The 15,582-nt window shown below is 63.3% G+C and carries 11 protein-coding genes, 1 tRNA gene and 2 pseudogenes; 4 read left to right on the plus strand and 10 right to left on the minus strand.

Features of this window, described 5'->3' with window-relative positions; translation table 11 throughout:
- Window positions 1-417 precede the first annotated feature (417 nt).
- Window positions 418-675 (plus strand): annotated as a pseudogene (locus RBRH_RS21395) (tyrosine-type recombinase/integrase); the annotation flags it as partial.
- 245 nt (window positions 676-920) lie between these two features.
- Here the strand turns inward: RBRH_RS21395 and RBRH_RS12075 are convergent.
- The 9 genes and pseudogenes from RBRH_RS12075 to def form a co-directional block, all read right to left on the minus strand.
- Window positions 921-997, minus strand: a tRNA-Phe gene (locus RBRH_RS12075).
- Between the two features lie 106 nt (window positions 998-1,103).
- Complete coding sequence (gene esaR / locus RBRH_RS12080) at window positions 1,104-1,790, minus strand: response regulator transcription factor EsaR (protein WP_013436601.1); 687 nt, start codon at window positions 1,788-1,790, stop codon at window positions 1,104-1,106.
- Window positions 1,791-4,235 (minus strand): sensor histidine kinase, encoded by a 2,445-nt coding sequence (locus tag RBRH_RS12085; RefSeq protein ID WP_013436602.1) that lies wholly within the window; start codon window positions 4,233-4,235, stop codon window positions 1,791-1,793.
- Window positions 4,225-4,818: a DUF4390 domain-containing protein gene (locus tag RBRH_RS12090; RefSeq protein ID WP_013436603.1), complete on the minus strand. Its 594-nt coding sequence runs from the start codon at window positions 4,816-4,818 to the stop codon at window positions 4,225-4,227. Before RBRH_RS12090 ends, RBRH_RS12085 begins: the two co-directional genes overlap by 11 nt.
- Window positions 4,815-6,197, minus strand: coding sequence for a 16S rRNA (cytosine(967)-C(5))-methyltransferase RsmB (gene rsmB / locus RBRH_RS12095; RefSeq protein WP_013436604.1), 1,383 nt, complete (start codon window positions 6,195-6,197; stop codon window positions 4,815-4,817). Before rsmB ends, RBRH_RS12090 begins: the two co-directional genes overlap by 4 nt.
- On the minus strand, window positions 6,198-7,055 hold the full coding sequence (htpX, locus tag RBRH_RS12100) for a zinc metalloprotease HtpX (RefSeq protein ID WP_041753928.1): 858 nt from the start codon (window positions 7,053-7,055) through the stop codon (window positions 6,198-6,200).
- An 83-nt stretch (window positions 7,056-7,138) separates the two neighbouring features.
- Window positions 7,139-7,270 (minus strand): annotated as a pseudogene (locus RBRH_RS20380) (LysE family translocator); the annotation flags it as partial.
- Between the two features lie 16 nt (window positions 7,271-7,286).
- Window positions 7,287-8,300 carry a methionyl-tRNA formyltransferase gene (gene fmt, locus RBRH_RS12105; protein WP_041753929.1) on the minus strand — a complete coding sequence of 338 codons (1,014 nt, stop codon included), beginning with the start codon at window positions 8,298-8,300 and terminating at the stop codon, window positions 7,287-7,289.
- A 34-nt stretch (window positions 8,301-8,334) separates the two neighbouring features.
- Window positions 8,335-8,838: a peptide deformylase gene (gene def, locus RBRH_RS12110; RefSeq protein WP_041753930.1), complete on the minus strand. Its 504-nt coding sequence runs from the start codon at window positions 8,836-8,838 to the stop codon at window positions 8,335-8,337.
- Between the two features lie 250 nt (window positions 8,839-9,088).
- Here def and dprA point away from each other — a divergent pair, with 250 nt between their 5' ends.
- The 3 genes from dprA (at window position 9,089) to RBRH_RS12130 (ending at window position 14,139) form a co-directional block, all read left to right on the plus strand.
- Window positions 9,089-10,714 carry a DNA-processing protein DprA gene (gene dprA, locus RBRH_RS20385; protein WP_041753931.1) on the plus strand — a complete coding sequence of 542 codons (1,626 nt, stop codon included), beginning with the start codon at window positions 9,089-9,091 and terminating at the stop codon, window positions 10,712-10,714.
- 151 nt (window positions 10,715-10,865) lie between these two features.
- A complete protein-coding gene (locus tag RBRH_RS12120; protein WP_041753932.1) occupies window positions 10,866-11,243 on the plus strand; it encodes a thioredoxin family protein in 378 nt (125 codons plus the stop codon).
- A gap of 217 nt (window positions 11,244-11,460) precedes the next feature.
- Window positions 11,461-14,139 carry a DNA topoisomerase III gene (locus RBRH_RS12130; RefSeq protein WP_041753934.1) on the plus strand — a complete coding sequence of 893 codons (2,679 nt, stop codon included), beginning with the start codon at window positions 11,461-11,463 and terminating at the stop codon, window positions 14,137-14,139.
- Window positions 14,140-14,393: 254 nt separating this feature from the next.
- On the opposite strand, the gene RBRH_RS12135 is transcribed toward RBRH_RS12130, so the two are convergent.
- Entirely contained in the window at window positions 14,394-15,551 is a 1,158-nt protein-coding gene (locus tag RBRH_RS12135) for a LysR family transcriptional regulator (protein WP_049786429.1), read from the minus strand.
- Window positions 15,552-15,582 lie beyond the last annotated feature (31 nt).

The following is a 15,582-nucleotide window of genomic DNA, read 5'->3' on the forward strand; positions in this document are numbered from 1 at the left end:
GATTACTGGCGGCAAAAAAAGCTCGGTGAGCGACCGGCCGTGACATGGGAAGCGGCTGTCGTGCACTGGCTCAAGCAGAACCAGCACCAGCGCTCGCTCGAGACTACAAAGCAGCGCCTGCGCTGGCTGACCGGTCAGTTGAAAGGGGAGTGCGTGCGCGATATCAATCGGGAACGCATCCAGGCGCTGATTGAGACGAAGGCAGCGGAAAATTACCGGTGTAGCCCGGTAGCGTGCGCGACGGTGAATCGGCATATAGCCGCGCTCTCGGTCATCCTGCATCACTGCCACGCGCAGGGGTGGATTGACGCGGTTCCCCCGATTCGCAAGCTGCCAGAGCGTAGCGCGCGCCTGACGTGGCTTACGCGTGCACAGGCACAGCGGCTACTAACCGAACTGCCGGCGCACCTACGCCAGATGGCGCGGTTCGCGTTGGCAACGGGGCTACGTGAATCGAACGTGCGACTGTTGGAATGGACGCAGGTTGATCGAGCGCAGGCGTTGGCTTGGATTCACGCCGACCAGGCCAAAGCTGGTAAGGTGATTTCCGTGCCGCTGAACGACGATGCCTTGGCTGTATTGAGCGAGCAACAAGGGCAGCACAAACGCTACGTGTTCGTGTATAGGGGGGCGCCCATCGGCCGTATCTACAATCACGCATGGCAAAAGGCATGTGCTCGTGCGGAAGTGGCGGGGCTACGGTTTCACGACTTACGGCATACGTGGGCAAGCTGGCACGCCGCTGCCTATCCTTCAGCAGCTTGGAGGATGGGCCAGCTATCAGATGGTGCTGCGCTACGCGCACCTGGGGCGGGACCATGTTGCAGCGTATGCGGCGAACATTGGCACATTAAGGCACAAATCTGGCACACCGCCAGAAATGGAAAAGGGTCCCGATTGCTCGGAACCCTTGTCAAACTTGGTGGCCTGGGGCGGAATCGAACCACCGACACGCGGATTTTCAATCCGCTGCTTCTACCAACTGAGCTACCGGGCCACGCGAAGCAGAGAATATATCAAGGTCGGCTGCAGGTCTCAAGTTTTTTGTCGGCGTGGCACACGTGGCACGGGCGACGCAGCGAGGCGGGCGACGCGCGGCGCCGTCATTCCGCCTTGTTCTTGCCCAGTTCGACGCCAAGCTGCTTGAGCTTGCGGTACAGATGGGTACGCTCCAGCCCGGTCTTTTCCGCGACGCGCGTCATGCTGCCGTTCTCACGCGAGAGGTGATATTCGAAGTACGCGCGCTCGAACGCGTCGCGCGCATCGCGTAGCGGAATGTCAAACGAGATGGCCGTAGTCGGCACGCCTGCCACGCCATTGGACGCGGTACCCAATGCGTCCGTGACCGGCAACGCCGCCGCCCCAGCGACCGTTTGCGTCGCCGGCATGGGCGGGTTGCTGGCCGCCGTCGCCAACGGTGCGGCCTCCCCGTGGGCCAGCCCTTGTTCGACCGCGCTCAACAGCTTCTGCAGCGCAATCGGTTTTTCGAGGAAATTCAGCGCACCAATCTTCGTCGCCTCGACTGCAGTGTCGATCGTCGCGTGCCCTGACATCATGATGACCGGCATCGTCAGTTGGCCCTGCGCCGCCCATTCCTTGAGCAGCGTCACGCCGTCGGTATCCGGCATCCAGATGTCGAGCAGCACGAGATCCGGCGTCGATTGCTGCCGATACTCCCGCGCCTGTTGTGCGTTTTCGGCGACATCGACAGCATGTCCTTCGTCGCTCAGGATCTCCGAGAGCAATTCCCGGATACCCATTTCGTCGTCTACCACCAGGATGGTTGCCATTTACGCTACCTTTGTCTGCGCTGTTGCCGCTATTGCTTTTGTATGCGCTGTGTTCTTCGCCGCTGCCGCGGACCGTGGCGTGCGCGCGCCGCTTGAAGGGTCCGGTGCATCGACGCCGTCGGCCAATTGCAGGAACAAGATCGATATCTGCGCGCCGGCCACGCCTCCCTCTGCCGGCTTCGTGCGATTGCGGATGTCGATACGCGCACCATGCTCGTCGATGATCTTCTTCACCGTAGCAAGCCCGAGACCTGTCCCCTTGGCCTTGGTCGTGACATAGGGCTCAAACGCGCGTGTCAGGATACGCGCAGGAAAGCCCGGACCATTGTCCGATACTGCAAGCCGGACCGCGACACGCGATTGCCCTTGCGCATCGGATTCGCCGTATTCTACTGTCCTGGTCTCGAGCAAGATATACGGGCTCGAAACATCTGCGACCGCATCCAGCGCGTTCTGCAACAGGTTGTGCACGACCTGCCGAAGTTGCGTCGGATCGCCCTTGATCTCCGGCAATGCCGACAGCTCCACCTTTAACGGACCCTTGCCGTCCTCGATCCCATACAGCGTCAACACTTCGGTGACTAGCTCGTTCAATTGTAAGTTCACGAGTACCGCCGGCGGTGTGCGCGCGTATTCGCGGAAATCGTCAACCATGCGCTTCATGGCGGCGACCTGATTGACGATCGTCGTCGCGCCGCGCTTCAAAAAGCCCGCGTCTTCCGGCGCGAGCTTGTCGCTCAGCTTCATCTGCAGCCGTTCGGCCGACAACTGGATCGGCGTGAGCGGATTCTTGATCTCGTGCGCAAGCCGCCGAGCAACTTCGCCCCACGCAATCGAGCGCTGCGCCGAGATCAAGTCGGAGATATCGTCGAACACCACCACATAGCCCGCGGGACCCATCTGCGGCGCATGCGTCAGGCCGGGCTGCGCGAGGCGGCTGCCGCGCACGAGCAACGTCAGCGGGTCGCTCTCACCGGGTACCTCGATCGCGAACTGCTGTTGCCAATGCCCCGGGTCAGGCGGCAGGCCTTGTTCAGGGGAACGCGCCGCATCGCGTTCAGCAAACGCCTTGCGGATCATCGCGCCGAACGCGGCCAACACGCAGATCTGCTCCAGGGGCACACCAAGCAGGGCATCAAAAGGTTGCCGGAAAATCCGCTCCGCGCCGCGATTCGCCGTGGTCAAGCGGAACTGGTGATCGAATACGAACACCCCTGCCGTCAGGTTCGCAAGGATACTTTCCAGATACGCCTTCGAATGCTCAAGCGCGATCTGGTTGCGCTCGACCGCGGCGCGTGCATCGGAGAGCTGGCGCGTCATTGCGTTGAACGACTGAGTCAGGAAGCCCAGTTCGTCGTTCGTCTTGATCTCGCGCTTGGGCGTGTAATCCCCGCGCGCCACCTCCTTGGTGCCCTGGGCCAGCAGGAACAGCGGACGCGCCAACTGGTTGCCCAACGCCAGCGCCAGCATCATCGCGGTAAATGTCGCGAGAAACAACGCAAGCGTTAGCGTACCGATATACATCTTGCGCAGGCCGGTCCTGCCCAGTGCCTTCTCCTGATATTCGCGGTACGCGCGCTGCACTGCGTCGGCATTGTGCGCCAGCGACGACGGCACCGGCTGCGCGAGTTGCAGAAAGCGCTCGCTCGGTTGCAACGCACTCGTGTCCGTGCTCGGGATACGGACCACCACGCGCAGCCGCAATACGTCCTTGGCAGTGGCATGCGCACCCGCGCCGCTATTGTCGACCTCGCCCTCCACGGCCGCATAGCCACGCTCGCGCGCCTGGCCGAGCATCAGCGGCGTGGGTAGGTCATCCGGCACAAGCGCCGCAAAATTGGACGACGCTTGCGCGATGACGCGCATCTCGCCGGTCGCGCCAGATACGCTGCGCGCCGGCTCGACAATCGTCGCATCATGCACACCGAACTGGTCGCGCAGCCGCAGCAACGTCAGCGTGATGTTGGACGGATCGGTATTGGCAAGCTGGTCTGCCATCAGCCGACCTTTATTCTGCAGGTCTGACAATGACGCATCGAGCATGCCGCGCCCTAGATTCAGACCGGAGGTCAGCGCTGTCTCGATGTTGATGTCAAACCACGATTCGATGCTGCGCGACACGAACTGCAGCGACACCAGGTAGATGATACCGCCCGGCAGCACACCGACCAGCGCAAAGAACACCGCCAGCTTGGCGAGCAGCCGCGTGCCGAAACGCCCCTGCCTGAGCCGGCTGACGATGATCCACACTAATCCCCCAACGATCAGCATGAAGATCAACGCGACGACGAAGTTCGCCGTGTATAGCCACGAATAATAGCGGTCGAAGAACTCGGTGTTCGCGCTGGCGAGCGCCAGCAACCCCAACAGCAGCAGCGCGGTCAGCACGAACGTGCCGATCAGCAGCCTAACCAACAGGCTCTTCAATCTCACGCTATTTGCCATGCTCGCTCGCCGTGAACGTGAACCGCTTCCAGTCCGAGGCCAGGTTCCAGTCGCGATTGTTGACCGCGTCGATCTGGAACGGCTTGGGCATCAGCGCGGTATCGAGCTGCATGCGTACCGATGCCGTATAGGTTTCGTCGGGCTTGACCTGCGAGCGGTCAATCACATGCCACGATGTGACATGTCGAATCACCGCCAACGCGTCCTCTAATGTCGGAAAACCCAGTTGCAACCCGCCAGTGGACACGCGATACTCGCGCGTGAGCGGCTGGAACGACAACCTTATACTTTGCGACACGCTAACCGGCTGCTCGTCGAACCAATACCAGCGCGCACGACTCAACTGGAACTCCGTCGTGAAGTACAGTGGGATGCCCCGGTTGACGGCGTCTTCAAGACTGCTGTTGAGTTGGAAGTCGAACCGCGCATCCAGGCTCCAGCCGCTGCCGTCGGCCTGTAACGACGCCCGCTGCACCGAGAACGTATCCGCGCGCGAGCCCGATGCGAATGTCGCGAACCAGACCGCCAGCACCAGACCGAAAACGGCGACGAGCCGTGACGAGAAAAAGCGTGATTGAGTCACCGTTTCTGAAAGCGCGCGTAGAAGAATCCGTCTTGGTCGAGGTCCAATCGAGCGTCACGGTGAGCATCGCAATGATCACCCGAGCGCGCCGCCGTGGGCAGGATCTGGCCCGGCGCGTCCAATCGTACCGCATCTTCGAGCGCGTGTTCAAACCATGCGGCTTGTTGCTCGCCTTCTTCCGGGAAGATCGAGCATGTCACATACAGCAATTGCCCGCCGCGCTCCAGCAGCGGCCAGAGCGCCTGCACAATGCGGCGCTGCTCGGCGACCAACGCGATGATGTCGGTGGAACGTCGCAGCCAGCGAATATCCGGGTGGCGCCGCACGATGCCCGACGCGGAGCATGGCACATCGGCCAGGATACGGTCGAATCGCCGGCCGTCGTGCCACTGGCTCGGCTCGCCCGCATCGCCGATCTGAACGCTGGCGCGCAGCTTCAACCGCGCGAGGTTCTCCTTGATGCGCGCGGCCCGCGCCGCATCACTGTCGAGCGCCACCAGTTCGATGTCGGCGCACTCAAGAAGATGGCCGGTCTTGCCGCCGGGCGCCGCGCACGCGTCCAGCACACGCATCCGGTCGCGCACATCGAGCAGCGCGGCGGCACGCTGCGCGCCCGCATCCTGCACTGAAACCGTGCCTTGCGCAAAACCGGGCAATCGCTCGACTGGCATCGGTTCGCGCAGCGTGAGCGCGGTATCCGGGCAAGCCGAGTTGCGCAACGCGTCGATGCCGCTTGTCCGTAGCCTCTCGAGATAGGTCGCCACATCCGTCTGACGACGGTTCACCCGCAGCGTCATCGGCGCATGCGCATTACCCACTTCAAGCAAACGCTGCGCGTCGTCGGGCCACGTGCGCTGCAGCGCGTCGATCCACCATCGGGGATAGTTCCAGCGCGTAACCGGATCAAGCATCGCTTCGGCAAGCAAGGCGGGCCGTGAACGGACCATATTGCGCAGCACGGCGTTGACCAGTCCCTTCGTATGCGCGACGTCCGCGCGGGCCGCGATTGCATCGACCGCCTGGTTGACCACCGTGAAGTCAGGATACGCGCGTGTCGCATCGGGCTCGGCAAGCAACGCGAATGCACAGCGCAGCACATTCGCCACGTGCTCAGCAGGCGCCCTGCGAACCAGCGTGGCCAGCCACGCGTCAGCCCGTGCCAGTTGCCGCGTCGCGCGATAGGCAAGGTCTTGAATCGCGCCGCGGGCCTGCGCCGACGCGATGCCCGCATGGACGGTGGCCAGCGCGTCCGGCAGCGCAGTCCCGGCCCGCAGCCGCGCGAGGGCGCGCGCCGCGCCGTCCAACGCAAACGCGAGCGAATCCGGCCGCAGCGTGGCGGCGGCGCCAGAGACAGGCTGTTTCCGGGGCACGTAGCTCACTCAGCTGTAGCGCCCCGTGCGCGCCATCGCCATCAACCGTGCGATCCGCTCCTCGGTCGCTGGGTGGGTCGAGAACAGGTTCTGGATCGCGCCACCGGCCAGCGGGTTCATGATCATCATCTGCGCGGTCGCCGGGTGCGCCTGCGCAGCAGCGAACGGAATGCCCGCCGCATACCGATGGATTTTGTCGAGCGCTGCCGCCAACGCTTGCGGATCACCGCTGATTTGCGCGCCGCCGCGGTCTGCCTCGAACTCCCGCGAACGCGAGATTGCCATCTGGATCAGACCGGCGGCCAACGGCGCCAACAGCGCGACCGCGATACCCGCAATCGGGTTGGTCGGTCGCCCCTGCTCGTCCCGGCCGCCAAAGAACATCGCGAAGTTAGCCAGTGCGGAGATGGCTCCCGCCATCGTCGCCGAAATCGTCGAGATCAGGATGTCGCGGTGCTTAACGTGCGCAAGCTCGTGCGCCATCACGCCGCGCATCTCGCGCTCGGACAACACGCGCAGGATACCAGTGGTCGCCGCAACCGCCGCGTGCTCCGGGTTGCGGCCGGTCGCAAATGCATTCGGCTGGTCCTCGTCGATTAGGTACACGCGCGGCATCGGCAGCCCAGCGCGCGTGGCCAGTTCGCGAACCATCCGATAGAACTGTGGCGCGCTGGTTTCGTCGACCTCCTGCGCGTTGTACATCTTCAGCACCATCTGGTCCGAAAACCAGTATGAGAAGAAATTCATGGCCAGCGCGAACACCAGCGCGATCGTCATGCCGCGCGTGCCGCCGATCATGCCACCAATGACGATGAACAGCGCGGTGATCGCGGCCATTAGTAGCGCGGTCTTGAACCAGTTAAACATGTTAGCTACTCCGAACCCAACGACCCGTTGTAAGGAATGTGTTAGATAGGGGGTGTGCATCGAAAATTCAATGCCCGCACCCGTCAGCGTGTCGTCATCGCCTGCTTGATGCCGAGCCCGATGAAAGCGCTGCCCACACCGCGCTCCAGCCACTGCCTGACCCGCGCGCGCCCCGACAGCCGCTGCGTCGCGGTGCCGGCGATCCAGGCAACAACAGGACCAGGCCAGGCTCTATTGCGACGGTAGCGCAGCCCGTGACCGATCGTTCGGCCCTATCTCGAAGCGCTGGCCCACGCGCAGCGGAAATCCCGCCACGAATTCCCGAGCGGCAAGCCGTTTGCCCCCTGGCTTTTGCAGTTGGGTAGCGAGCAATGCGTGCTCGCCACAAGCGATCGTCACGCCGGCGCTGTCCACGGCCAGAATAGTGCCCGGCGTCAGGCCAGTTCCACCAGCGCGTACCGGCTCGGCGGCCCAGATCTTCAGTGGCGTGCCCTCCAGTATCCCATGCGCGGCCGGAAACGGATCAAAAGCGCGCACCTTGCATGCGAGCACATCGGCTGGCAAGCGCCAATCCAGCGCCGCCTCCTGCTTCGATAGCTTGTGCGCGTACGTAATACCTTCGCTTGGCTGCGGCGTCACCGGCAATGAGCCGGTACGTTCCAGCTCGCGCAGCCCGGCGACGATAAGCCGCGCGCCGGTGACAGCCAGCTTGTCATGCAGCGTGCCCGTCGTGTCCGTCGGCTCGATCGCCACGGCTTCGCGCATGAGCATCGGGCCCGTGTCCAGACCCGCGTCCATCTGCATCAACGTGACGCCCGTGACCCGGTCGCCGGCCTCAATTGCGCGGTGGATCGGCGCCGCGCCGCGCCAGCGCGGCAACAACGACGCATGGATATTGATACAACCATGCGGTGCGATATCGAGCACCGCTTGCGGCAATAGCAGCCCGTATGCCGCCACCACCATCACGTCGTGCGGCGTGGCGTGCAACAGCGCCAACGCATCGGCCGCCTCAGTAGGATACTTGCCGTCGCATCGCAACGAGGGCGGCTGCGCGAGCGCCAACTCCCGCGCCAGCGCGAGTTGTTTCACTGGACTCGACGAGGATTTCATTCCGCGCCCCGCCGCCCGATCGGGTTGCGTCAACACGAGCGGCACCGCGAAGCCCGCGTCGTGGATCGCCTGCAGCGCGGTCGCCGCGAACGGTGGCGTACCGGCAAAGATTACGCGAAGGGTAGACGTCATCGCGGCCGTCACATCGCGGACGTCATCGCGGCCGTCACCTCGCGCGCTCGAACTTCTTCATCGTCGTCTTGATCCGCATTTGCTTGAGCGGCGACAGGTATTCAACGAATACCTTGCCGAGCAAATGATCCATCTCGTGCTGGATGCAAATGGCCAACAATCCTTCACACTCCAGCTCGAACGACTCGCCGTTCTCGTTCAATGCGCGCACGCGGACCCGCTCAGCGCGTTCGACACTGTCACAGATACGTGGCACCGACAGGCACCCCTCTTCATTGATGTCGCGCTCATCGCTCGACCAGACGATCTCTGGGTTGATGAACACGCGCAACGCGTCGCGGGTATCCGATACATCGATGACCACGACGCGCTCGTGGACATCCACCTGCGTAGCCGCTAGCCCGACGCCGGACGCCGCATACATCGTCTCGGCCATGTCGGCCACCAGCTTGCGGATGCGCTCGTCGACACGTTCGACGGGCTTGGCGACCTTGTGTAGGCGCTTATCGGGGTAATGCAGGATATTGAGCAAAGCCATGATCAATCAGTCCTCTCGAGCAAACTCGTATTCGCGCGCAAGCGTCGGCCAATCGGCCGAATCGCCCACCTCTTCATCTTCGGTAATAGTCAAGTCAGGGCGCAGCGCTCTCGAATCAAGCCGCGGGCAGCATCGTGGGCGCGCAAAGGTCACTTGGCGCTTGCACTGGCGGACGCGGCGCGCGGGTCCTACGACGCGGACAGGGAACGCCGGAAACCAACCTACTGGACTGACAAAATTTTATCACGCGATGAATACCACGATCCAGCCGCCGATGCTTGCGGCAGACGAACTCGCCGCCTGGTTGACGCTCGCGCACACGCCTCGCGTGTCGGCGTCGGCGGCGCTCGCGCTGCTCGCGGCATTCGGCTCGCCGCGACCTATCATGACTGAGACGGCCGCGGGCCTGGAGCGTGTGGTCGGCGCCGTCGCCGCGCAGGCGTTGCTGCAAAGCCGCGACGCGGTGACACCGCGCGTGGAGGCAGCGCTTGCATGGGCTGCCGGGGACGCACGGCGGATCGTGCCGTTCGGCCATCCGGCGTATCCACCCGCGCTGCTGACACTGTACGATCCGCCGCCACTGCTTTACGTGCACGGCGCGATCGGCGCGCTGCACCGACCAGCGCTGGCGATCGTCGGCAGCCGCAATCCGACACCGCAAGGCAATGACAATGCGCGCTTGTTCGCGCAGGCGCTTGCGGCACAGGGTGTGTGCATCGTATCGGGACTGGCGCTGGGCATCGACGGTGCCGCGCATCGCGGCGCGCTGGATAGCGGTGGTGTGACGGTGGCAATCACCGGCTCTGGCGCGGATGTTATCTACCCGCAACGTCACACCGGCCTGGCCGCTGAAATCGTCGAGCGTGGCGGTGCGATCCTGACTGAATGGCCGTTAGGCGCCGCGCCGCTACGCCAGCACTTCCCGCAACGCAATCGACTCATCGCCGCGATGGTACGGGGCGTGCTCGTCGTGGAAGCCGCCCCCTATTCCGGTTCATTGATCACCGCGCGACTGGCCAACGACATCGGCCGCGATGTGTTCGCCATTCCCGGCTCCATCCATTCGCCGATGTCCCGTGGCTGTCACCGGCTGATCAAAGACGGCGCCAAGCTGGTCGAGACACCGCACGACGTGCTAACCGAGCTTCGATTGCCGGAGCCCGGCGTCGAGACTGCCGCCGGCGCCGCCCCAGCCAGCCCGCAAGCAGCCCCATCGGCCGTCTGTGCGCCCAATGCGCCGGCAGCCCACGCGCCTGAGCCGGCGGCAATCCATCGGCCCGGGGCGGCAATCCCTGCTTCGGATACTTCGGCAACCCACACGCCGGATGTTTTGACGGCCCATACACCCGATGCATCGGCGGCCCATACATCCGATGCTTCGACAACCGATACGGCCGGGGCTTCGACAACCCGCCCGGCCGAGCGCGCCGCCACCCGGCCAGTGCACGCTGGAACGGCCCAATCGGCTGCCGTCGCGTCAGCCGATTGGGCCGACGCCAAGACCGCCGTACCGGCCGATCCGTTGGTGACGAGCCACCGCGCACGGCCGCGGCAGCACCACTGCGTCACACCCGGTGACGCGCGGCGCGGCACCGCTGCGGCGCGCGCCCCAACCCGACGTCACACGATCGGGCCCTGGTCGAGTGCCCGCCGCCGCCCAGCGTACCTCGCCGCTGCACGGAGCACCCAAGCCAACCACGCCGCAGACGCAGCACGGCGCGCGACACTGGAAGCGATCGGACACGATCCCGTTACGCTTGAAACCCTGGTACAGCGTACCCATTTGGACTGCGCGACACTGCAAGCGGTATTGCTAGAACTGGAACTGGCCGGTACGATCGTTGCGCTACCAGGCGGGCGCTTTCAGCGCGCGTGAGCGGATTGCCGTGCCGGTCGCACGGCGACCATGCTAAAGTCCAAAATTAGATTACATCAGCAGCGGCGTGGCGCCACGGCCACACCCGCCGGGCGAGCCATGCCGGCACGCCCACGCCGCCACGATGCGTTGCCAGGATCTCTTTTCATTCATGCCTGCCCTCGACCTTGACCACGACGCCGACGTCATCACCACGCGTTTGTCATCCGCTGACACGCTGTTTGTCGCCTGCCTGTGCGCCGAATGGTGCGGCTCGTGCCGCGAATACCGGGCCGGTTTCGACGCGCTCGCAGACGCGCATCCGGAGGCATGTTTTGTTTGGATCGACATCGAGACGCATGCCGACCGGCTCGATGACTTCGATGTGGAGAATTTTCCGACCATCCTGATCGAGGATGCTCATGCCACGCGCTTTTTCGGCACCGTACTGCCCCATCCGCAGATCGTTGCGCGGATGCTAGTGGACTTGTCCTCGCTGCCCGGCGTGGAGCGCGCGCCAAAACTACGTCCGGCGCTCGTTGACGCGTGAGCGACGCGGCACGCAAATTGCCTATTCTCCGGCTATTGCCGCCTCGCGCCGCGCTTGCACGCAATTGTGCTGAACGCTTGCGGCCGACCTTGGCACGCGCTTATCATGCGCGGCTGAGCTGTTGCCGCAAGCCGCTTGCCGCGCTCGCGCCGCGATGCGTTTGCGGCCGATATGCTATAAAGCGTTCGATTCCGCGCATCCGTACTTTCCAATAGTCATGTCAAAAGCCCTGATCATCGCCGAAAAGCCGTCTGTCGCGAACGATATCGCGCGCGCGCTGGGCGGCTTCACAAAGCATGACGAATACTACGAGAGCGATGACTATGTGTTGTCGTCGGCGGTTGGCCACTTAGTGGAAATTGCGGCGCCGCAGGAGTATGAAGTCAAGCGCGGCAAATGGAGTTTCGCGCATCTGCCCGTTATTCCGCCCCATTTCGACCTCCAACCGATTGCCAAGAGCGAGTCTCGGCTGAAGCTGCTGACCCGACTGATCAAGCGCAAGGACGTCGACCGGCTGGTCAACGCATGTGACGCGGGCCGCGAAGGCGAGTTGATCTTCCGGCTGATCGTGCAGCACGCCAAAGCCAAGCAACCGGTGCAGCGTTTGTGGCTCCAGTCGATGACGCCGGCGGCGATCCGAGACGGCTTCGCGCAATTGCGCAGCGACCAGGAGATGCAACCGCTGGCCGACGCGGCGCGCTGTCGCTCCGAGGCCGATTGGCTCGTGGGCATCAACGGCACGCGGGCGATGACGGCGTTCAACAGCAAGGGCGGTGGCTTTTTCCTGACCACGGTCGGACGCGTGCAAACGCCGACGCTGTCGATCGTCGTGGAGCGCGAGGAAAAGATTCGTCGCTTCGTGCCGCGCGACTACTGGGAAGTTAAAGCTGAATTCGTTTGCGCGACGGGATCTTACGAAGGGCGCTGGTTCGACCCGAAATTCAAGAAAAACGAATTCGATCCCGAGCAACGCGACTCCCGACTTTGGAGCGCGGCTGCGGCCGAAACGATCGTCGCGGCATGCCGTGGGCAGATAGGCACGGTCAGCGAGGAATCGAAACCGTCGACGCAGCTCTCGCCATTGCTGTTTGACCTGACCAGCTTGCAACGCGAGGCGAACGGACGCTTCGGTTTCTCGGCCAAGAACACACTCGCGCTGGCCCAGGCGCTGTACGAGCGGCACAAGGTGCTGACCTATCCGCGTACCGATGCGCGCGCGCTGCCCGAGGACTACATGGCCGCGGTCCGCGATACGCTGGAGGTGCTCAAGGAAAGCAACAACTACCTGCCGTTCGCCAAGCAGGTGTTGGACAAGGGCTGGGTCAGGCCAAACAAGCGGATCTTCGATAACACTAAGATCAGCGATCACTTTGCAATCATTCCGACGCTGCAAGCGCCCAAGAACCTGTCCGAGCCGGAGCAGAAGCTGTACGACTTGGTGGTCAAGCGTTTCCTGGCTGTGTTTTTCCCAGCCGCCGAGTACAAAGTGACGACCCGGATCACGGAAGTGGTGGGCCATCATTTCAAGACCGAAGGTAAGGTATTGGTCGCGCCAGGCTGGTTGCAGGTGTACGGCCGTGAGACATCGGGCGAGGATGCGAACCTCGCGCCGGTCGCCAAGGACGAGAAGGTCCAGACGGACAAGATTGCAGCCCAGCAATTGACCACCAAGCCGCCCGCCCGCTACAACGAAGCGACGCTGCTCTCGGCGATGGAAGGGGCGGGCAAGCTGGTCGAGGACGACGAATTGCGCGAGGCAATGGCGGCCAAGGGCCTGGGCACGCCCGCCACGCGCGCGGCGATCATCGAGGGGTTGCTTGGTGAAAAATACTTGCTCCGCGAGGGCCGAGAGTTAATCCCGACGGCCAAGGCATTCCAGCTGATGACGCTGCTGCGCGGCCTAGGCGTCGAAGAGCTCACCGCCCCCGAACTGACTGGAGAGTGGGAACATAAGCTGTCGCAGATGGAGCGGGGTCGTCTGGAGCGCGAAGCGTTCATGCGCGAGATCGCGCGCATGACCCAAACGATCGTTAAACGTGCGAAGGAATATGATTCGGACACGATCCCGGGCGATTACGCGACGTTGAAGACAACCTGTCCGAACTGCAACGGCGAAGTCAAGGAAAACTACCGCCGCTTCGCGTGCACGAAATGCGACTTCTCGATCTCGAAAATACCGGGCGGTCGACAGTTCGAGATCGACGAGGTCGAGCAGTTGCTATCGGAAAAATCGATCGGCCCGCTGTCGGGCTTCCGCTCGAAGATGGGCCGCCCCTTCTCCGCCATCCTAAAGCTCGCGCGCGACGAAGAGGCAAACAACTACAAGCTGGAGTTTGACTTCGGTCAGGATACAATGGGAGAAGAGGGTGAGGCGCCCGACTTCTCCTCACAGGAACCCGTCGGCCAATGCCCGAAGTGCCATGCCCGTGTGTTCGAGCATGGCATGAGCTATGTTTGCGAAAATCAGGCGGCCCATCCGAAGACCTGCGACTTTCGCTCCGGAAAGGTGATCCTGCAGCAGGAAATCACGCGGGAGCAAATGGCAAAGCTGCTCGACCAGGGACGCACCGACCTGCTGACGAATTTCAAGTCGTCCCGCACCGGGCGCAACTTCAAGGCATTCCTCGTCAAGCAGAAAGATGGCTCGATTGGCTTCGAGTTCGAGAAGAAGGAGCCAGCGGCAAAGACCGCAGCGAAGTCTTCAACGCGTGGCGCGAAGGCAAACAGCGGAGCCGGGGACGCCGGGCCCGATACGACGCAACGCGGCGACAGCCATCGCGCGACGTCGCTCAAGCCCGCAGCCAAACGGGCCACCCGGACCGCCACGGCAACGGCGGGTCCTGCCGCGAAAACCACCGCACGCAAGACGCCGGCACGCAAGCGCGCCGCAGGCTGATCGCCTCGGCGAGCGCGGGCCGAGCATTGGGCGAGTAAGTAGGACAACACCGGGCGATCGACACATCGCGCGATATGCCGCCTCACGCATCGGTCATGCGGCGTTACAGATAGCCGCGCGTGCACTGCCGTGGCCGCAAGGTGGCGCATGGCACCGGAGGCCCGTCGTGCTGACGACAAAGGCCCAACGTGCCGACGCCGGCGGCCCAGTGTGCCGGCAGCGGCAAATCGCGCCGCCCTGACATATCCCGCTGCCTATGCCGGTTCGTACGTGCGACGTTCAGCGTTGCCCGGATATCGCCGTGGCGCCACCGGCGCACGGTTCTTTCCTTTGCGTTCGATACCGTTGGCGCGCAATTGTTCATCAAGCTGGTCCAGCTCACCCTCGCCGCGCCCTTGTTCTGGGTGCTGGGGCGCCAGGGCCGCGTGTGCTGCCGCGTCGGCCGGCCCCGTCGAGCCGTCAGCTGCCTTTGTGCGCGCGCCATCGACGCCAGACCATTGTTCACCGAGCATGCTGTTCGGCGTCTGGCTAAAGTGCTCGACGAGATGATCGATGAACGTGCGCACCTTGGCCGGCAGATAGTGCCGGCTGGGATAAGCAATGTTGATATCGACCCGCGGCAGGTGATATTGCGGCAGCAAGCGCAGCAAGCGCCCCTCGGCCATGTCGCGGCCGATCAGGTAGCTTGGCAACAACGCAATGCCATTGCCGAGCAACGCAAGTTGACGCAGCATCTCGGTATTGTTCGCGATCATCACATTGGTGGGCCGCACTCGGACCTCTTGGCCATCCGGACCGGTGAATACGCGCTCGTCGCCCCAATAGTCTGCGGGCAATGACAGGCAGTGATGCTCGAGCAAGTCTTCGGGTCGCTGCGGCACACCATGCTTGGCGATGTACTCAGGCGTTGCGCAGACGGTGATACAGCCAGTCGTCAGCCGACGCATCACGACACTGGCACTGCGCACGTTGCGCGCAATCACGACGCCGACGTCGAAACCCTCCTCCACCATATCGACCTCCCGGTCCACCAGCGTGACGTTCGGGATGACCTGCGGAAACCGCTGCGCGTACGAGTGCAGCACGGGCGCCAAATTGTGCAGCCCGAACACCACTGGTGCGACGATGCGCAACGTGCCGACCGGCTCGTGATTGCGCGCCACCACCATCTGCTCGACATCTTCCAACTCGTCCAAGATCTGGCGGGCACGCTCAAGATAGACTTGGCCGGACTCGGTCAACGAAAGCGAACGCGTGGTTCGATTCAGCAGACGGGTTCCCAACCGGCTTTCCAAGTCGGCGACGTGCCGGGTGACGACAGCATTCGACATGTCCATCATGGAGGCAGCCTTGGCAAAACTGCCCAGGTCTGCCACCTTGACGAAAACGCGCATCGACTGCAAATGATCCATAAGGAAACTCCTACTGCGTGCAACCGAAATG

It is taken from the genome of Mycetohabitans rhizoxinica HKI 454 (assembly GCF_000198775.1).
Classification (GTDB): Bacteria; Pseudomonadota; Gammaproteobacteria; order Burkholderiales; family Burkholderiaceae; genus Mycetohabitans; species Mycetohabitans rhizoxinica.